Source organism: Kribbella sp. NPDC003505, from assembly GCF_040610875.1.
In the GTDB taxonomy this organism is placed as follows: Bacteria; Actinomycetota; Actinomycetes; order Propionibacteriales; family Kribbellaceae; genus Kribbella.
Genome location: NZ_JBEXNA010000012.1, coordinates 81,585 through 101,476, shown reverse-complemented (window position 1 = coordinate 101,476; position 19,892 = coordinate 81,585). Strand labels below are relative to the sequence as shown.

The window sequence follows — 19,892 nt, the reverse complement described above, 5'->3', positions numbered from 1 at the left end:
TCAGGAGCGAGAGACTACTCGCCCCGGGCCTTCTTGATGATCTCTTCCGCCACGTTCTTCGGAACCTCGGCGTAGGAATCGAACTGCATCGAGTAGGACGCGCGGCCCTGGGTCTTCGACCGCAGGTCACCGACATACCCGAACATCTCCGACAGCGGCACCAGGGCCTTCACGACCCGGCTGCCACCGGGGCCCTCGTCCATCGACTGGATCTGGCCACGGCGGGAGTTGAGGTCGCCGATCACTTCACCCATGTAGTCCTCGGGCGTGGTGACCTCGACCGCGAACATCGGCTCCAGGATGACCGGATTCGCCCGGCGGGCGGCATCCTTGAAGGCCATCGAACCAGCGATCTTGAACGCGAGCTCGGAGGAGTCGACGTCGTGGTACGCGCCGTCCTGCAGCGTCACCTTGACGTCCACCATCGGGTAGCCGGCCAGTACGCCGAACTCCATCGCCTCCTGGGCGCCCTCGTCCACCGACGGGATGTACTCCCGGGGGATGCGGCCACCGGTGACGGCGTTGACGAACTCGTAGCCACCCTCGCCGCCGGCCTCGACCGACGTCGGCTCGATGTCGATGATCACGCGCGCGAACTGACCCGAACCACCGGTCTGCTTCTTGTGCGTGTAGTCGACCTTCTCGACCTTCTTCTTGATGGTCTCGCGGTAGGCGACCTGCGGCTTGCCGACGTTGGCCTCGACGCGGAACTCGCGCTTCATCCGGTCGACCAGCACCTCGAGGTGCAGCTCGCCCATACCGGCGATGATCGTCTGGCCGGTGTCCTCGTCGGTCCGGACCTGGAAGGTCGGGTCCTCCTCGGCGAGCCGCTGGATCGCGACGCCCAGCTTCTCCTGGTCGGCCTTCGACTTCGGCTCGATGGCGACCGAGATGACCGGGGCCGGGAACTGCATCGACTCCAGCACGACCGGGTTCGACGGGTCGGCCAGCGTCTCACCCGTGGTGGTGTCCTTCAGACCCATCACGGCGACGATGTGGCCGGCGCCGATCGACGCGATCTCCTCACGCTTGTTCGCGTGCATCCGGTAGATCTTGCCGATCCGCTCCTTGCGACCCTTGGTCGGGTTCAGCACCTGGGTGCCGGTCTCGAGCTTGCCCGAGTACACCCGGATGAAGGTCAGCTTGCCCAGGTGCGGGTCCGCGGCGATCTTGAACGCCAGCGCCGAGAACGGCTCGCTGTCGTCCGGCTTGCGCAGCACGACCTGGTCGGAGTCCTTGACGTCGTGGCCCTCGATGGCCGGGACGTCGATCGGGCTCGGCAGGTAGGCGTTGACCGCGTCGAGCAGCGGCTGGACGCCCTTGTTCTTGAACGCGGTACCGGTCAGCACCGGGGTGAGCTTGCTCGCCAGGGTCGCGCGACGGATGGCCGCCACGAGCTGCTCCTGGGTCGGCTCCTCGCCCTCGAGGTACTGCTCCATGACCTCGTCGTCGGCCTCGGCCAGCGTCTCGATCAGCTTGTCGCGCCACTCGGCGGCCAGCTCGGTGTGGCTGGCCGGGATCTCCTCGACCGTGTAGTCCTCACCGATCTTGGTCTCGCCACGCCAGGTCAGCGCGCGCATACCCACCAGGTCGACGACGCCGATGAAGTCGGCCTCGGCCCCGATCGGCAGCTGCATGACCAGCGGCACCGCGGCCAGGCGGTCCTTGATCATGTCGACGCAGCGCATGAACTCGGCGCCGGTGCGGTCCAGCTTGTTCACGAAGCAGATGCGGGGTACGCCGTACCGGTCCGCCTGACGCCAGACGGTCTCGGACTGCGGCTCCACACCGGCCACACCGTCGAACACCGCGACCGCGCCGTCGAGCACGCGCAGCGAACGCTCCACCTCGACGGTGAAGTCGACGTGGCCCGGGGTGTCGATGATGTTGATGGTGTGGTCTTTCCAGGTGCAGGTCGTCGCGGCGGACGTGATCGTGATGCCGCGCTCCTGCTCCTGCTCCATCCAGTCCATCGTGGCGGCGCCCTCGTGGACCTCACCGATCTTGTAGGTGATACCGGTGTAGAAGAGGATCCGCTCGGTCGTCGTCGTCTTGCCGGCGTCGATGTGGGCCATGATCCCGATGTTGCGGACCTTGGCCAGGTCGGTGGTGATTTGTACGGCCACCTCGGTGGTCTACCTCTCGATTCTGTACTGCGTCAAAGGGGTGAACGCTGGGGTCCGGATCGGACCCCGGATCACCAGCGGTAGTGGGCGAAAGCCTTGTTGGCTTCGGCCATCTTGTGCGTGTCCTCGCGGCGCTTCACCGACGCACCGAGACCGTTGGACGCGTCCAGGATCTCGTTCATCAGCCGCTCGGACATGGTCTTCTCGCGACGTGCGCGGGAGTACGTCGTCAGCCAGCGCAGCGCCAGCGTGGTGGACCGGCCGGGCTTCACCTCGATCGGCACCTGGTAGGTGGCACCACCGACGCGGCGGCTCTTCACCTCGATGCTCGGCTTCACGTTGTCCAGCGCACGCTTGAGCGTGATCACCGGGTCGGTGCCGGTCTTGGTGCGAGTGCCCTCGAGCGCGCTGTACACGATGCTCTGCGCGATCTGCTTCTTGCCGTCGACCAGGATCTTGGAGATCAACTGGGTGACGAGCGGCGAACTGTAGACCGGGTCGATGATGACCGGGCGCTTCGGGGCGGGGCCCTTGCGCGGCATTAGCTCTTCTCCTTCTTCGCGCCGTACAGGCTGCGAGCCTGCTTCCGGTTCTTCACACCCTGGGTGTCGAGCGAACCGCGGATGATCTTGTACCGGACACCCGGGAGGTCCTTCACACGACCGCCACGGACGAGCACGATCGAGTGCTCCTGCAGGTTGTGGCCGACGCCGGGGATGTAGGCGGTGACCTCGATGCCGCTGGTCAGGCGGACACGCGCAACCTTGCGAAGCGCCGAGTTCGGCTTCTTCGGCGTGGTCGTGTAGACGCGCGTGCACACACCACGACGCTGAGGGGAACCCTTCAGGGCCGGCGTCTTGTTCTTGGACACCTTGTCCTGGCGGCCCTTGCGGACCAGCTGCTGAATGGTGGGCACCGCGTAGCTCTTTCTGTCGTCCGGCTGGGTTTGTTGCTTTTACCTGACCCCCGCGGTCGGGTGTGTCGCGTGCGCACGAGCAGACCGAAGCCGTAATCTTCCAGACTGTCGGCAGGAGTCCCGTGCCACGCGGCCCGACCCGTTGGACGAGGGGCACGCATGACGGCCCAGGAAAGACCCCGGGCACGATCGTTAAGACTAGCGGGTGCCCCTAGCACGGTCAAAATGAGTAGTCGACCACGGTAGCGAGCCTTCCGCCCTTCCAGTGTACAAGGCTTACGGAGTGGCTCTGCCGGCCAGGAAATCAGTGGCCGCCGCCCGGTCTCCGGTGACCGTCAGAACGGTCGGTGGCAAGCGCTTCCACAGGCACAGGCCGAGGTCCGCGGCGGTGCCCGAGAGGACCGCCTCGCCCACCGCCTTCGCATGCTCCACCCGCGGCGCAATCCCTTGTGACACAGGCGTCAGCGTCCATTCGTCACCCGTGTCGACAGCCCGGACGCCGATCTGCCGGGTGACCGCCGGCGCGAATCCGCGGGCCAGCATCCGGGGCAGGAAGACCTCGAACACCTCGTCCACTCCGTCGGCCGCGACGGCCGGCCGGACGACGTCCGGCCGCGCCCCGGGCCGATCGCCCGTCGTCACCTCGGCCTGGAGCAGGTCCACGAGGTGGACGGCCGTCTCATGCAGGCGCCGCCGAGCCCAGAAGCCGGCTCGCTGGTCGACCGGGGCGAAGTTCCAGCAGGGCTCGTCCGGATCGACCGCCCGGAGCGCTGCCGCCAGGGCCGCGCTCGTCCCGGCGTACCAGTCCGCCCAGGAGATCGTCGTACGGAGCACCTCCGGCACCCTCTGGGCGGTGCCGGACAGCAGGATCGACGCCGCCCAGCGCTGTCCCGACCCCAGATGCAGGGCCAGGTCGGCGACCGTCCAGCCGGGGCAGGCCGGGACCGCCGCCTCCGGGTCGACCCGTTCGAGGGCGGCCGCGAACTCCGCGGCCACCCGCTCGAACTCGGTCAGATGGTCGATCGGTTGGTCAGACACGGAACTCGACGTCGGTGATCAACCCGTCGACGACCCGGTACAGGGCCAACTGCGGGGTCGATCCGCCGTCCACGTAGCTGACGACGTGCTCGACCACCCACTCCCCCAGCGACAGCCGCTGGACGACCTCGGTCTTGCACTCGCCGGCGTCGAAGCGCGGCCGGTAGAACTCGCGCAGGAACCGGCGGCCCTTCAGTTCGGAGCCGTCAGCGCGCAGGATCCGGGCGGTCGGCGAGTACATGGCCAGGAAGGCCTCGAGATCGTGGGCGGCGTACGCGGTGTGTTCACGGGCGATCACCCGCGCGGCCGGGGTGTCGGCGGTGACGGCCGCGACCGTCGCGAAGCCCAGATCGGCCAACGGGGCCTGAGCGGCCACCGGCGCGGGCGTGACAGGTGCAGGTGTGACGGGTGCGGGCGGGACAGGCGTGGTGACGACGGGGTCCGGCTGAGTAGCGGCGTCAGCCGGGGCCGGCGGCGTCTTCACCGCGACGGTTGCCTTGGCGGTGGACGTCGTACGGCGGGTCGACGTGGTCTTCTTCTTGGTCGGAGGCGGGACGAGGAGCTTGGTGGCGTCGCCGGGTTCCTCGCCGAGGTGGGCGATCGCCCAGTCCAGGGCCTTGGTGACGGCGGCGCGTGATTCTTCGGTGTGGTCGAGCATGTCGAACCCGTGGTGCCCTTTCGGTACGTCGATGATGTCCAGCGCGGCGCCGCCCGCGGAGACGAACTCCGCTACCGGACCGGCGAGCTCCTCACGCTCGAGTCCAGCTCTGGTCAGCAAAACCGGCAGGTCCTTGTGTTTGCCGATCACCTCGGCAGCGGTTACCAGGTCGTCGACACCGGGCGGGGTGGCGAGCAGGGGGTACGTCAGGGCGACGAAACGCAGCCAGTCGGGGCGGCTGTCCAGCCACTCCCCGGCGAGCAGGCCGGCGCCCGAGAAGAACCACAGGCCGACCCGATCGGGATCGACGCGTGGATCGGAACGCAGTACGCCGACCGCAGCCTCCACCTCGTCCGCGGCCGCGACCAGTCGGTCCAGGCCGTGAATCAGGCTGTGGTCGACCACCGCCGACACCAGGCCACGCCTGGCGGCAGCGGTTGCATAACCCTTGTAGACCGGCCAGTCCCGAGGCATCACCTCGAGGTTCGCCGGTCCGGGTCCCCCGTGCACGAAGAGAATTGCGCCGCCTCGGGCGGTACCGGGCGGGCGGTACAGGTCGATCTCCCCCAGGCGATCGACGCGTACGTCAGAACCTTCCAGAACCCCCAGGACGAAAGGCCGCAGGTAGGCCGGCAGATCCGTCATGGACCAATCTTGGCGCATCCCGCCCACACTTTCAGCCGCCACCCCGAGTGTCTTTTCTGGCACCCGTCGTACCGGCCCTCCGTTCCCGCGACCCCGCCCTGTCCGCCACGCCCCTTCGGAGGTCGACCCGTGCAGCGAGCGGTGCTCTGGTGTCCAGGGGTTGCCCACCGAGTTGGAGGCTTGCCCACTCAGAATCCCACGAGGCAACCCTCCATCTGAGTAGGCAACCCCTCCCCGTGAAGGCGTACTCATGACGTGCGCCCGACCAGATGGCCCGACCAGAGCGTCGTCCGGGGCGGCAGGTCCGGCAGCAAGTCCCGCGGCGCGTCCGGCGGGTTTGGGGTTCGACGGGCAGTGCGCCCTGAAACTGGGTCCGAAGAGCGGCGTGGGGACGTCGTCTGGGCCCCGTTCGTCGCCGACCCCGTCGACAACTGCAGTGGATATCCACTGGAGTTGGGGGTTCTCCTCTGGTGTACGAGTGGAGAACCCAGCACTCGAGGGGATATCCCCTCGAATGAAACGGCGTCGCAGGGTGCTGGGGCAGCCGGGAGTCCCGGCGGTGCGGTGTTCGGAAACGCCGCGAGGGCGGCACCTCCCGGCAGGGAAGTGCCGCCCTCGGCGGTGTGACTGCGCTCAGTTCTGGTAGGAACCGAGGTCGAAGTCGTCGAGCGGGACCGACTGACCGCTGGACGGGCCGAAGTCGTAGTCGTACGACTCGTAGCCGACCATCGAGTACATCGCGGCCTTCGCCTCCTCGGTGGGCTCCACCCGGATGTTGCGGTACCGGTCCATGCCGGTACCCGCCGGGATCAGCTTTCCGATGATGACGTTCTCCTTCAGACCGACCAGCGAGTCGGACTTGCCGTGGATCGCGGCCTCGGTGAGGACGCGGGTCGTCTCCTGGAAGGAGGCGGCCGACAGCCACGACTCGGTCGCCAGCGAGGCCTTGGTGATACCCATCAGCACCGGACGGCCCGAGGCCGGCGTACCGCCCTCGGCCACCACGCGGCGGTTCTCCGCCTCGAAGGTGACGCGGTCCGCGAGCTCGCCCGGCAGCAGCTGAGCGTCGCCCGACTCGATCACCGTGACCCGGCGCAGCATCTGCCGGACGATGATCTCGATGTGCTTGTCGTGGATGGCCACACCCTGCGACCGGTACACCTCCTGGACCTCGTCCACCAGGTGCTCCTGCGCCTTGCGGACACCCAGGATCCGCAGAACCTCCTGCGGGTCCGGCGTACCCTGCGTCAGCTGCTGGCCGACCTCGACGTGCTGGCCCTCCTCGATCAGCAGGCGACCGCGCTTGGAGACCGGGTAGGCGACCTCCTCGGACCCGTCGTCCGGCGTCAGCACCAGCTTCCGGGTCTTGTCGGTGTCCTCGATCGAGATCCGGCCCGCGGCCTCCGAGATCGGCGCCTTGCCCTTGGGCTGACGCGCCTCGAAGAGCTCGACGACACGCGGCAGACCGTGGGTGATGTCATCACCCGCGACACCGCCGGTGTGGAAGGTCCGCATCGTCAGCTGCGTACCCGGCTCACCGATGGACTGGGCCGCGATGATGCCGACCGCCTCGCCGATGTCGACCGGCTTGCCGGTCGCCAGCGAACGGCCGTAGCACTTCGCGCAGGTACCGGTCTTGGCGTCACAGGTGAGCACCGACCGGACCTTGACCTCTTCGAGGCCGGCCGCGACCAGCTTCGCGATCGACACGTCGCCCAGGTCCGAGCCGCCGGCGAGCACGACGTTGCCGTCGGCGTCCAGGGCGTCGGTGGCCAGGGTCCGCGCGTACGCGCTGGTCTCCACGTTCTCGGCGTGCACGACCTTGCCGTCCGGGCCCTTCTCGCCGATCTGCTTCGGCAGGCCCCGCTCGGTCCCGCAGTCCTCCTCGCGGATGATCACGTCCTGCGAGACGTCCACCAGACGCCGGGTCAGGTACCCCGAGTCGGCGGTCCGCAGCGCGGTGTCGGCCAGACCCTTCCGGGCGCCGTGGGTGGCGATGAAGTACTCGACCACCGACAGGCCCTCACGGAAGTTGGACTTGATCGGCCGGGCGATGATCTCGCCCTTCGGGTTGGCCACCAGACCACGCATACCGGAGATCTGCCGGATCTGCATCATGTTGCCTCGGGCACCGGAGTGCACCATCATCCAGATCGGGTTGTCCTTGGCGAAGTTCTCCTCCATCGCCTTACCGACCTCGGCGTTGGCGCCGGTCCAGATCTCGATCAGCTCCTGACGCCGCTCGGACGAGGTGATCAGACCCCGCTCGAACTGCTTCTGGACCTTCTCGGCCTGGGACTCGTACCGGGCCATGATCTCGGGCTTGCTCGGCGGCGTGCTGAAGTCGTCGATCGACACCGTGACACCCGAACGGGTGGACCAGTAGTAACCGAGGTCCTTCAGCGCGTCCAGCGCGTGCGCCACCTCGACCTTGGTGTACCGCTCGGCCAGGTCGTTGACGATCCCGCCGAGCTGCTTCTTGCCCACCTCGGTGTCGACGAACGGGTAGTCCGCCGGCAGCGCCTCGTTGAACAGCGCCCGGCCCAGCGTGGTCTCCAGCGAGAACCCGCCGTCCGGCAGCGCGGTCGCGTCGGCCGGAGCGGCCGACCCGTCCAGCCGGATGGTGATCTTGGCCTGCAGCGACAGCTCGTTGCGGTCGAAGGCCATCACGGCCTCGGCCACCGAGCTGAACGCCCGGCCCTCGCCCTTGGCGCCTTCCTTCAGCATGGTCAGGAAGTAGATGCCGATGATCATGTCCTGGGTCGGCATGGTGACGGGGCGACCGTCGGCCGGCTTCAGGATGTTGTTCGTCGACAGCATCAGGATCCGGGCCTCGGCCTGCGCCTCGGCCGACAGCGGCAGGTGCACCGCCATCTGGTCACCGTCGAAGTCCGCGTTGAACGCGGAGCAGACGAGCGGGTGGATCTGGATCGCCTTGCCCTCGATCAGCTGCGGCTCGAACGCCTGGATGCCGAGCCGGTGCAGCGTAGGCGCACGGTTCAGCAGCACCGGGTGCTCGGTGATGACCTCTTCCAGCACGTCCCAGACCTGGGCGCGCTGACGCTCCACCATCCGCTTGGCGGACTTGATGTTCTGCGCGTGGTTGAGGTCGACCAGCCGCTTCATCACGAACGGCTTGAACAGCTCCAGCGCCATCGCCTTCGGCAGACCGCACTGGTGCAGCTTCAGCTGCGGGCCGACCACGATGACCGAACGGCCGGAGTAGTCGACGCGCTTGCCGAGCAGGTTCTGACGGAAACGGCCCTGCTTGCCCTTGAGCATGTCGGACAGCGACTTCAGCGGCCGGTTGCCCGGGCCGGTGACCGGACGGCCGCGGCGGCCGTTGTCGAACAGCGCGTCGACGGCCTCCTGCAGCATCCGCTTCTCGTTGTTGACGATGATCTCCGGCGCACCCAGGTCGAGCAGTCGCTTGAGCCGGTTGTTCCGGTTGATCACGCGGCGGTACAGGTCGTTCAGGTCCGAGGTCGCGAACCGGCCACCGTCGAGCTGCACCATCGGGCGCAGGTCCGGCGGGATCACCGGGACGCAGTCCAGCACCATGCCCATCGGGCTGTTGTTGGTCGCCAGGAACGCGGTGACGACCTTGAGCCGCTTCAGGGCGCGGGTCTTGCGCTGCCCCTTGCCGGTCTTGATCGTCTCGCGCAGGTTGTCCGCCTCGGCCTTCAGGTCGAAGGTCTCCAGCCGGCGCTGGATCGCGGCGGCGCCCATGGCGCCCTCGAAGTACTTGCCGAACCGCTCCTTCATGGCGCGGTAGAGGATCTCGTCGCCCTCCAGGTCCTGGACCTTCAGGTTCTTGAACCGGGTCCAGACCTCGTCGAGGCGGTCGATCTCGCGCTGCGCACGGTCGCGCAGCTGCTTGACCTCACGCTCGGCGCCTTCCTTGACCTTGCGGCGTACGTCGGCCTTGGCGCCCTCGTTCTCGAGCTGCGCCAGGTCCTCCTCGAGCTTCTTCATCCGCTGCTCGATGTCGTTGTCACGACGGTTCTCGAGCTGCTTGCGCTCCACGTCCACCCGGCCCTCGAGCGAGGACAGGTCGCGGTGCCGGGCCTCGTCGTCGACGTCGGTGATCATGTACGCCGCGAAGTAGATGACCTTCTCCAGGTCCTTCGGGGCGAGGTCGAGCAGGTAGCCGAGCCGCGACGGGACACCCTTGAAGTACCAGATGTGGGTGACCGGCGCAGCCAGCTCGATGTGGCCCATCCGCTCCCGGCGCACCTTGGAGCGGGTGACCTCGACGCCACACCGCTCGCAGATGATGCCCTTGAAGCGAACGCGCTTGTACTTGCCGCAGTAGCACTCCCAGTCCCGGGTGGGACCGAAGATCTTCTCGCAGAACAGACCGTCACGCTCGGGCTTGAGGGTCCGGTAGTTGATCGTCTCCGGCTTCTTGACCTCGCCGTGCGACCACTGGCGGATCTCGTCCGCCGTGGCCAGGCCGATCCGAAGCTCGTCGAAGAAGTTCACGTCGAGCACGATGTGTTATCTCCTAAATACAAGGGGTCTGAGTGAGTCGGTTGTTGATGTCGAACGGCAACCCGCTCAGACCTCCTCGACGCTGTTCGGCTCCCGCCGGGACAGGTCGATGCCCAGTTCCTCCGCCGCCCGGAAGACGTCCTCCTCGCTGTCGCGCATCTCGACCCGGCTTCCGTCGGACGAGAGCACCTCGACATTGAGGCAGAGGGACTGCATTTCCTTGACCAGAACCTTGAAGGACTCCGGGATACCCGGCTCCGGGATGTTCTCGCCCTTGACGATCGCCTCGTACACCTTGACCCGCCCGACGACGTCGTCGGACTTGATGGTCAGCAGCTCCTGCAGCGCGAAGGCGGCACCGTAGGCCTCCAGGGCCCACACCTCCATCTCGCCGAACCGCTGGCCGCCGAACTGGGCCTTACCGCCCAGCGGCTGCTGCGTGATCATCGAGTACGGACCGGTCGAGCGCGCGTGGATCTTGTCGTCGACCAGGTGGTGCAGCTTCAGCATGTACATGTAGCCGACACCGATCGGGTCCGGGAACGGCTCACCCGAACGGCCGTCGAACAGCTTCGCCTTGCCCTGCCCGTTGACCATCCGGACGCCGTCGCGGTTCGGCAGCGTCGAGGACAGCAGGCCGGTGACCTCTTCCTCGGTGGCGCCGTCGAAGACCGGGGTGGCGACGTTCGTCATCGGCTCGGCCGCACCGGCGCCGATCTTGATCAGCCGCTGCGCCCACTCCTCCTGGTTCTCCGGGTCGACCTCCCAGCCGCGGGAGGCGATCCAGCCGAGGTGGGTCTCCAGCACCTGGCCGACGTTCATCCGGCCGGGCACGCCCAGCGGGTTCAGGATCACGTCGACGTGGGTGCCGTCCTCGAGGAACGGCATGTCCTCGACCGGCAGGATCTTCGAGATGACGCCCTTGTTGCCGTGCCGGCCGGCCAGCTTGTCGCCGACCGAGATCTTCCGCTTCTGGGCGACGTACACCCGGACCAGCTGGTTGACGCCCGGCGGCAGCTCGTCGCCGTTGTCCCGGTCGAAGACCCGGACGCCGATGACGGTGCCCTCCTCGCCGTGCGGGACCTTCAGCGACGTGTCGCGGACCTCGCGCGCCTTCTCACCGAAGATCGCGCGCAGCAGCCGCTCCTCCGGGGTCAGCTCGGTCTCGCCCTTCGGGGTGACCTTGCCGACCAGGATGTCACCGGTGGTGACCTCGGCGCCGATCCGGATGATGCCGCGCTCGTCCAGGTCGGACAGCATCTCGTCGGAGACGTTCGGGATGTCCCGGGTGATCTCCTCCGGGCCCAGCTTGGTGTCGCGGGCGTCGACCTCGTGCTCCTCGATGTGGATCGAGGTCAGCAGGTCCTGCTGCACGACGCGCTGGCTGAGGATGATCGCGTCCTCGTAGTTGTAGCCCTCCCACGTCATGAACGCGACCAGCATGTTCCGGCCGAGGGCCATCTCGCCCTCGTCGGTGCAGGGACCGTCGGCCAGCGGCGTACCGATCTCGACCCGCGCGCCGGCGTCGACCAGCGGGCGCTGGTTGATGCAGGTGCCCTGGTTCGAGCGGCGGAACTTCGCCATCCGGTAGGTCTGGTACGTGCCGTCGTCGGCGGCGACCTCGATCAGGTCGGCCGAGACCTCCTTGACCACACCGGCCTTGTCGGCCACGACCACGTCGCCGGCGTCGACCGCACCGCGGAACTCCATGCCGGTACCGACCAGCGGGGCGTCCGAGGTGATCAGCGGCACCGCCTGGCGCTGCATGTTCGAACCCATCAGCGCGCGGTTGGCGTCGTCGTGCTCGAGGAACGGGATCAGCGCGGTCGCCACCGACACCATCTGGCGCGGCGAGACGTCCATGTAGTCCACGTCCTCGACCGGCACGAGCTCGACCTCGCCGTGCCGGCGACGGACCAGCACGCGCTCCTCGGCGAACCGGTTCTCGTCGTTCAGCGCGGCGTTCGCCTGCGCGATGACGAAGCGGTCCTCCTCGTCGGCGGTCAGGTAGTCCACCTGGTCGGTGACCTGGCCGTCGACGACCTTGCGGTACGGCGTCTCGACGAAGCCGAACGCGTTCACCCGGCCGTACGACGCGAGCGAGCCGATCAGACCGATGTTCGGGCCTTCCGGGGTCTCGATCGGGCACATCCGGCCGTAGTGCGACGGGTGCACGTCACGGACCTCGAAGCCGGCCCGCTCACGGCTCAGACCACCCGGGCCGAGCGCGTTCAGCCGGCGCTTGTGGGTCAGGCCCGCGACCGGGTTGGTCTGGTCCATGAACTGCGACAGCTGGGAGGTGCCGAAGAACTCCTTCAGCGCCGCCACCACCGGACGGATGTTGATCAGGGTCTGCGGCGTGATCGCCTCGACGTCCTGGGTCGTCATCCGCTCCCGGACCACGCGCTCCATCCGGGCCAGGCCGGTGCGCAGCTGGTTCTGGATCAGCTCGCCGACGGTGCGCAGGCGACGGTTGCCGAAGTGGTCGATGTCGTCCTCTTCGACCACGATCTCGCCGCGCGGGGCCGGCAGCTCGGTCTTGCCCTCGTGCAGCGCGACCAGGTACTTGATCGTGGCGACGATGTCGTCGACGGTCAGCACCGCCTGGTCGTGCGCCTCGTCCCGGCCGAGCTTCTTGTTGATCTTGTAGCGACCGACCTTGGCCAGGTCGTAGCGCTTGCCGTTGAAGTAGTAGTTCTCCAGCAGCGCCTGCGCGGCCTCGCGGGTCGGCGGCTCACCCGGACGCAGCTTGCGGTAGATGTCCAGCAGCGCGTCGTCCTGGCCGGAGGTGTGGTCCTTCTCCAGGGTCAGGCGGATCGACTCGTAGTCCCCGAACTCCTCGAGGATCTGCGCGTCGGTCCAGCCGAGCGCCTTCAGCAGGACGGTGACGTTCTGCTTGCGCTTGCGGTCGAGGCGGACGCCGACCATGTCGCGCTTGTCCACCTCGAACTCCAGCCACGCGCCGCGCGACGGGATGATCTTGGCGGTGAAGATGTCCTTGTCGGACGTCTTGTCCGGCGTGCGCTCGAAGTACACACCGGGCGAACGGACGAGCTGCGACACGACGACGCGCTCGGTGCCGTTGATCACGAACGTGCCCTTGCGGGTCATCAGCGGGAAGTCGCCCATGAACACGGTCTGGCTCTTGATCTCGCCGGTCTCGTTGTTCATGAACTCGGCCGTGACGAACAGCGGCGCGGAGTACGTGACGTCGCGCTCCTTGCACTCGTCGACCGTGTTCTTCGGCGGCTCGAAGCGGTGGTCGCGGAACGACAGCGACATGGTGCCGCTGAAGTCCTCGATCGGGGAGATCTCCTCGAAGATCTCTTCCAGGCCGCTGGGGCCGGACAGGTCCGACCGCCCCTCGGCCTCGGCGGCGGCCACCCGGGCCTGCCACGTTTCGTTACCGACCAGCCAGTCGAAACTGTCCACCTGCAGCGCAAGCAGATCCGGAACCTGGAGCGGCTCGGAGATCTTTGCGAAGGAGATGCGGCGGGGGCCGGTGACGTTGGAAATGCTGTCGGACTGGGGGTTGCGCGAGGCGACCAAGGGGCGTCCTTCCACGGGCTCGCAAAATCACATCGGTGCTGGGAGCGCACGCCAAGCCGCCCCAGTCAAGTCGGAGACCCGAGCAGAGGCGAGAGAAAGGCAGCGCAAAGCAATAGGCTACATGATCCAGGCAAGCCTGTCCAATGGGGTCCAATAGTTTGCCTCGGACCACCCTCTCCGTCAAGGACCGACCCGGAGTCTCCAGCGGGTAGATCACCCACGAGACACCCGGCGCCCCAAAGGTTGCGGAGTTAGGAAGAGATTACAGTCCGGCGATCTCCTGGACCAGCCATCGGTCGCCGTTTCGGACCATGGTGAACCGGGTCCGGTTCAGGTCCACCCGGGGACTACCCTTCGTGATCGTGCTGGTGGTCGTCTGGTTGACGAAGATGATCAGCGTGACCCGGTCGGCGTCGCCGTCGCGGACCCCGACCTCGCGGACCTCGGCCTTGACCGTCGCCTTGGTCTTGGTGGCCAGTTCGCCGGCGACCTTCGCGGTCTCGTCGAACTTGGCGGCGAAGTCCGGGGTCATCGTCGCCCGCGCCGCGGCGAAGCTCTTGTCCAGGTCGCGGTAGTCGTAGCTGAGCGCCGTCTCGGCCGCCTTCCGCCCGGCCGCAGCCGCCTGGCTGCGGGCGTCCTCGGCCTGCTTGCCGTGCCAGGCCTTGACCCCGAGCACGGCGGCGACCGTCAGCGTGAGGACGACGACCACGGCGAGCGCGGCCGTCAGCGTGGCCCCGAGACCCCGCTTCTGGTCACTCTCCGTAGAGATTTCGGCTGCCGGCGACTCCTCGGAAAAGCCCTCCGAGGGCTCCTCTGTGGTCGGGGTCACATCGTCGTCGAGCACCTCGGGCTCGACGACCTCCGGGGCCGGCGCCTCCGGCTGGTCCGGTTTCGCCGTCCGGCGCTGGCCGGCGATGCGGGGACGGTTGCGGGACGCAGGCATCAGCCCACCACCTGGAGGTCGGCGGTCAGCCAGCGGTCCTTCTCGCGGACCATGTCCAGCTTGATCCGGTAGCGGCGCTGGACGCCTTCGGCCGAGGCCGTGTTCGTCACCACCGCGTTCACGATCACCAGCACCTGGGCGGAGTCCTTGTCGTTCGAGACCACGGCCGCTTCCTTGACGTCGCCCTTGGAGGTCGCCTTGTTCGTCACGACCTCGGTCTTCACCGCGGCGATCCCGGCCTCGAACTCCTGTTTGAACTGCCCGGTCGACTCGTCGGTCACGCGCTTGAAGTCCGCCTCCGACGTCTTGTAGTCGTACGTCGTGAAGTCCAGCGCGAGCTGCCGCGCGGCCTTCATCGCGCCGTCGCGCTGCGAGTCGTCGGCCCGCTGCTTGCTCAGGGCGACCACCGACAGCGTGAGGCCCGCGAGCGCCACGATGAGCAGGACGCTGAGCGCCCAGGCCAGCACGAGCCGGCCGTTGCGTGTAGGCCCTATCCGGTGATCCGGCGCCGTAGCGAGGAGGTGCTCGGTGTGGTGGCTCGGCGTGCGGGAGCGAAGGTCTCGATGCGGCGCATCGTGGCCTTCGCTCCCGTGCGGCGAGGTGCCGCGCCGAGTGCCCCGCAGTAGGCGCTGGATCACCGGATAGGGCCTATTCACTTGCCGGTCACCGGTCCGAGGATGAGTGCCTTCCAGGAGTCGCTGCCGAGCAACTCCTGCTGTCCACCGGTGGAGCCCAGGGTCAGCTGCGGCATCCCATCGGTTCCGCCCGCGGCGCCGGTCGCCGGGTCGTAGCCGATCCCGTACCCGCCGCGGTTCAGGTCCTCCCGCGACGACGGGGTCGGCTTGTTCTGTGAGCCCCGGACGTTGATCCCGCTGCCCGGGTTCGCCGTACAGCCGGCCTTCGTGTTCGCGGGGGTGTTCTTGAGGTCCTGCGGGACCCGCTTGTCGGTGCCGCCGTACCCGGGCCGGCAGGCCGGCGGCTGGAGCCCCACGACCAGGCCGAAGTGCGCGTCGTAGTGGCCGGTGCCCGGGTCCTTGGCCGGTACGACGTAGCCGCCCATCGACACCGCCGGGTACACCACCAGCAGCTGCTCGACGGCGTCCAGCCGGACCGCGGTCAGTTCGTTCACCGTCAGGAGGTTACCGAGGAGCACCGCGATCGACGCACTGTTCTCCTGGATCAGCCCCGTGACCTGCGTGGATGCCAGTGAGCCCTGGTCGATGACCTTGCGCAGGTTGGCGTCCGAGCTGACCAGGGTGTCGGACAGCAGCGCGAGGTTCTTCGCCCAGGTCTTGATCGCGTCGCCGCTGGCCACCTGGGTGGCGAGCACGGTGTCGCCGTCGTTGATCAGCTTGATCGTCTGCAGCACGTTGGCGTCCGCGTCGTCGATCAGCTTGCCGGAGCTGTCGATGATCTTCTGCAGGTCGGTGCCCTTGCCCTTGAGCGCGGTCCCGAGCTCGCGGACCGTGGTCCGCAGGCTGTTCTTGTCGACCGAGTTCACCAGCTGGTCGAGGTTCAGCAGCAGTTCGGTGGTGTCGATCGGGATCGCGGTGTCCCTGCGGTCGATCCGCGAGTTGTCCTGCAGGTACGGCGCCCCGTCGCGGCGCGGCTGCAGGTCGACGTACTGCTCGCCGATCGCGGACCGGTTCGCGACCACGGCGAGCAGGTCGTTCGGGATCTTGACCTTCTTGTCGATGTCCAGGTTCACCTGGACGCCGTCGCTGAGCAGCTTCAGCTGACCGACCCGGCCGACCGGCTGGCCGCGGTAGGTCACCTCGGCGCCGGTGAAGATGCCGCCGGACTCGGCGAAGCTGGCGCTCACCGTGTAGTCGTCGTCGACGATCAGCTTGTCGATCTGGGCGTACCGGGCGCCGACGAACGCGACGCCGACGACGGTGATCAGCAGGAACACCATCAACTGGATCCGGACCGCTCTGGTGATCATCCGACCACCCCCGGCATCAGGGCCCTCGCCAGGTCGGGATCGAGCCCGGACCGGTTCAGCGTCGGCGAGCACACCGGCAGCCCGAGCACGGTGATGCAGGTCGTCGTGGTCCCGGTCGGGACGGGCAGCGACGGGAGGACGCTGCCCGGCGCCTGACTCGTCGGCAGGTGCACCGGCAGGCTGATCCGGCCGGTCGGGATCGCGGTCGGGCCGGCCGTCGGCAACTGGATGCCGAGCAGGTTGTCGAGTGCCTTCTTGGTGTTCACGTCGAGCGTGATCCCGAGGTTGGTGTAGTCACCCTTCGCGGCCTTGGCGGCGTTGTCGGGGAACGGATAGGTGAACAGCAACTCCAGCGACTTCGGCAAGTTCTCCCCCGCCTCGGCCAGCTTGGTGAGGATCGGGTAGAGCGACTTCAGGTTGGCCACCAGGTCCTTCTGGGCCGAGGTGATCACCCGGGTCGCCGTGTTGCCCAACGTGGCCAGCGCCTGCAGCGTCTTGACCAGCGCGGCGCGCTGCTTGTCCAGCGTCGCGATCGACGCCGGGAGCGAGTCGATCGCGGTCGCGAGCGTCGCCTTCTGCGCATTCAGCTTCTTGGCCAGCAAGTCCACCGACTTGATCGCGGTGACGATCCGCGCCTTGTTCTGGTCCAGGGTGCCGACGAACGTGTTCAGCTGCGTCAGCACGCTGCGGATCGCCGGCTCGTTGCCGGTGAGCGCCTTGTTCAGCTCCTGGGTGATGATCTGCAGCTGGGCCACGCCGCCGCCGTTCAGCAGCAGCGAGAGCGCGGACAGCACTTCCTCGACCTCGACGTTGCTGGTCGTCCTGGACAGCGGGATCAGCTCGCCGTTGTCGAGCTTGCCGCGCGGCTTCTCGGTCCCCGTCGGCCGGGACAGCGACACGAACTTCTCGCCCAGCAGGCTGGTCTGGCGGATCGTGGCGTGTGTGTTGTCCGGCAGGTCGAGGCTCTTCGGCAGCCGGATCCGCACCTTCGCGACGTACCCCTCCAGCCAGACCTTCTCGACCGTGCCGACGGTGACGTCGTCGACCTTCACCGTCGACTTCGGCACCAGGTCGAGGACGTCGGTGAACTCGACGGTGACCGTGTACGACGGCCCCTTGATCTTCGCGCCGCCGGGCAGCGGCAGCGAGTACACGCTGAAGTCACAGCCGCTCAGCAGCATCGCGAGCGCCGCGACTCCGGCCACGATCGACGTACGGCGCTTCATCGGACCAGCCCCCCAAGCGTCGGGTCGACCGGGTCAGGACTGTTCAGCGGGGCCTGCGGCTTCGGCGCCCACGGCGTACCGGCGGGGCCGCCGCTGGTCGGCCCGGTGCCGGTCAGCTGCTCGAGCAGCGGCAGCTTGGCGAGCGCGTCGAGGACCGGCTTCAGCGTCGAGCACGTCGACAGCGGCTGGTTCGCCTGCAGCAGCAGCGAGCACACGAACGTCGCCGGGTCGTCGAGCTGCCCGGGGTTGATCCGCTGGTCGAGCGTGCCGAACTGCGGGTTGTAGATCCGGGCCAGGTTGCCGAGGCCGAGCGGCGCGGTGTCGAGCACCTCCGCCAGCGCGGCCTTCTCGTTGACCAGGATCTGCGACAGCTTGGTGGCACCGGAGACCGTGTTCTTCACCAGCGTCCGGTTCTCCTTGACGAACGTCGCGACCTCGCCGAGCGCGGTCGCCAGCAGCGACAGCGACGTGCCCAGGTCCTTGCGTTCGCCGGCGAGCGTCGTCGAGACCGCGGCGAAGTTCGTGTTGAACTGGCGGACCAGCTGGTCGTTCGCAGCCAGAGCGGACACGAACGTCTGCAGCTGCCGGATGGTGTTGAACAACGCCGACGAGTTCCCGGACAGCGTGCTGGTCAGCTTGGAGACGTCGGTGATGGTCTGATTCAGCTTGGCGCCCTGGCCGTTCAGGTTCTTCGCCGAGACGTCCAGCAGCCGGGCCAGCGCGCCTTGGTCGTTCGCGCCCTTCGGCCCGAGCGCCACCGACAGGTCGTTGAGGCTCTGGTAGATCTGGTCGAGCTCCAGCGGTACGGCGGTCCGCTCGATCGGGATCTGCGCGCCGTCGGCCATCACAGCGCCCTTGGAGTACGCCGGGGTGAGCTGCACGTACCGGTCCGCGACGATCGACGGCGACGCGATCACCGCCTTCGCGGTGGCGGGCACTTTGTGCTTGGCCTCCCACCAGAACTTCACCCGGACCGTCCGGCCGGCCGGGGTGACGCTCTCCACCTCGCCGACCTTGATGCCGAGGATCCGCACGTCCGACCCCGGGTAGACCGAGACCGCACGCGGGAAGTACGCCGTCGCCGTCACCCGCTCGGGCTTCGGCCATAGCGTCACGACGCTGACCGCGAGGATCACCACGACCACGCCGACGGCGATCAGCCGGGACAGTGCGTTGACCTTCATCAGCCGCCACCTCCCAGGATCGTCGGCAGTCCGGGAATCGGCACCTTCGGCAGCGGGATCTCCGGGACCGGCACCAGGTTCTGCAGGTAGGTGTCGAACCACGGCCCGGTGCCGAGGGTGTTGGTGAAGACGCGGACGAACGGCGCCAGGCCCTTGATGCTCGCGTCCAGCGAGTTCTGGTTCTGCAGGAGGACGGCGAGCACCGCGTTGACCTTCTGCAGCGTCGGCCCGAGGTCCTTGCGGTTCTCCCGGACCAGCGCGGTGATCTGCGCGGACAGCTTCTGCGTCGACACCAGCAGCTGGTGGATCAGCGCCCGCCGGGCCTGCACGGCCTGGAAGACGGTGTTGCCGTCCTTCATCAGCTTGATCAGCTGCTGGTTGCGGTCGGCGAGGACCTTGGTGACCACGTTCGAGTGCTGGAGCAGCAGTTTGAGCTGCTCGTCGCGCTTGGCCACGTTCCGGGACAGGCGGGACAGGCCGGTCAACGACGCCTGCACCTCTTCCGGCGTGTTCTTGAACGTCGCCGACAGCGTGTCCAGGGCCTTCGCCAGCTGCGCGGTGTTGATCCGCTCGGTGGTGTTGGCCAGGTCGGTGAAGGCGTCCACGACGTCGTACGCCGAGATGGTCCGGGCCAGCGGTATCTCGGAGCCCGGCTTCAGCTCGCCGGAACCGGCCGGGTCCAGCTTCAGGTACTTCTGGCCGAGCAGCGTCTTGATCTTCATCTCCGCGCCGGTCTGGTCGCCGAGCTTCACGCCCTTGTCGACCACGAACTCGACCCGGACGTGGGTGCCGGCGAGCTCGACCTTGCGGACCTTGCCGACCCGGACGCCGGCGACCCGGATCTCGTCGTTCGGCTTCAGGCCGCCCGCCTCGGAGAACTGCGCGGAGTACTTCGTGCCGCCGCCGATCAGCGGCAGGTCCTGCGCCTTGAACGCGGCCAGCATGATCAGGCCGATCACGGTCAGCCCGATCACGCCGATCGTCACCTGGTTCTGCTCGCGGAAGGGTTTCACGAAGTGACCCCCCTCGGATGTTGGTGCGTAGCTCCGGTGTCCAGGTGGGTGCATCGCAAGGCGGAGGAGGGGCTCGATGCGGGTTTCATCGTGCCCCGACGACAACGCAGCGAGGTGCCCGCCTGGGCGCCGGAGATGCGTGCCGAATATTCGAG

At 67.8% G+C, this 19,892-nt stretch carries 13 protein-coding genes; all 13 read right to left on the bottom strand.

The features are described from left to right. Positions 1-14 precede the first annotated feature (14 nt). Positions 15-2,126 carry an elongation factor G gene (gene fusA, locus ABZX12_RS33450; RefSeq protein ID WP_355699447.1) on the bottom strand — a complete coding sequence of 704 codons (2,112 nt, stop codon included), beginning with the start codon at positions 2,124-2,126 and terminating at the stop codon, positions 15-17. Between the two features lie 71 nt (positions 2,127-2,197). Then, positions 2,198-2,668, bottom strand: coding sequence for a 30S ribosomal protein S7 (rpsG, locus tag ABZX12_RS33445; RefSeq protein WP_131286359.1), 471 nt, complete (start codon positions 2,666-2,668; stop codon positions 2,198-2,200). Then, positions 2,668-3,042: a 30S ribosomal protein S12 gene (gene rpsL / locus ABZX12_RS33440; protein WP_141854829.1), complete on the bottom strand. Its 375-nt coding sequence runs from the start codon at positions 3,040-3,042 to the stop codon at positions 2,668-2,670. Before rpsL ends, rpsG begins: the two co-directional genes overlap by 1 nt. Positions 3,043-3,318: 276 nt before the next feature. Continuing rightward, positions 3,319-4,080 carry a maleylpyruvate isomerase N-terminal domain-containing protein gene (locus tag ABZX12_RS33435; RefSeq protein WP_355699446.1) on the bottom strand — a complete coding sequence of 254 codons (762 nt, stop codon included), beginning with the start codon at positions 4,078-4,080 and terminating at the stop codon, positions 3,319-3,321. Next, positions 4,073-5,383 carry a nuclear transport factor 2 family protein gene (locus ABZX12_RS33430; RefSeq protein WP_355699445.1) on the bottom strand — a complete coding sequence of 437 codons (1,311 nt, stop codon included), beginning with the start codon at positions 5,381-5,383 and terminating at the stop codon, positions 4,073-4,075. The genes ABZX12_RS33435 and ABZX12_RS33430 overlap by 8 nt, the downstream gene beginning before the upstream one ends. Before the next feature lie 633 nt (positions 5,384-6,016). Next, entirely contained in the window at positions 6,017-9,877 is a 3,861-nt protein-coding gene (locus ABZX12_RS33425) for a DNA-directed RNA polymerase subunit beta' (RefSeq protein ID WP_355699444.1), read from the bottom strand. Positions 9,878-9,943: 66 nt separating this feature from the next. Next, on the bottom strand, positions 9,944-13,426 hold the full coding sequence (gene rpoB, locus ABZX12_RS33420) for a DNA-directed RNA polymerase subunit beta (RefSeq protein WP_355699443.1): 3,483 nt from the start codon (positions 13,424-13,426) through the stop codon (positions 9,944-9,946). Positions 13,427-13,688: 262 nt separating this feature from the next. Further along, a complete protein-coding gene (locus tag ABZX12_RS33415) occupies positions 13,689-14,369 on the bottom strand; it encodes a hypothetical protein (RefSeq protein ID WP_355699442.1) in 681 nt (226 codons plus the stop codon). Further along, positions 14,369-15,007, bottom strand: coding sequence for a hypothetical protein (locus tag ABZX12_RS33410; protein ID WP_355699441.1), 639 nt, complete (start codon positions 15,005-15,007; stop codon positions 14,369-14,371). The genes ABZX12_RS33415 and ABZX12_RS33410 overlap by 1 nt, the downstream gene beginning before the upstream one ends. A 14-nt stretch (positions 15,008-15,021) precedes the next feature. Beyond that, on the bottom strand, positions 15,022-16,314 hold the full coding sequence (locus tag ABZX12_RS33405) for an MlaD family protein (RefSeq protein ID WP_355699440.1): 1,293 nt from the start codon (positions 16,312-16,314) through the stop codon (positions 15,022-15,024). Continuing rightward, positions 16,311-17,540 carry an MCE family protein gene (locus tag ABZX12_RS33400; protein WP_355699439.1) on the bottom strand — a complete coding sequence of 410 codons (1,230 nt, stop codon included), beginning with the start codon at positions 17,538-17,540 and terminating at the stop codon, positions 16,311-16,313. Before ABZX12_RS33400 ends, ABZX12_RS33405 begins: the two co-directional genes overlap by 4 nt. After that, positions 17,537-18,724, bottom strand: coding sequence for an MCE family protein (locus ABZX12_RS33395; RefSeq protein WP_355699438.1), 1,188 nt, complete (start codon positions 18,722-18,724; stop codon positions 17,537-17,539). The genes ABZX12_RS33400 and ABZX12_RS33395 overlap by 4 nt, the downstream gene beginning before the upstream one ends. Next, on the bottom strand, positions 18,724-19,737 hold the full coding sequence (locus ABZX12_RS33390) for an MCE family protein (RefSeq protein ID WP_355699437.1): 1,014 nt from the start codon (positions 19,735-19,737) through the stop codon (positions 18,724-18,726). The genes ABZX12_RS33395 and ABZX12_RS33390 overlap by 1 nt, the downstream gene beginning before the upstream one ends. Between the last annotated feature and the right edge of the window lie 155 nt (positions 19,738-19,892).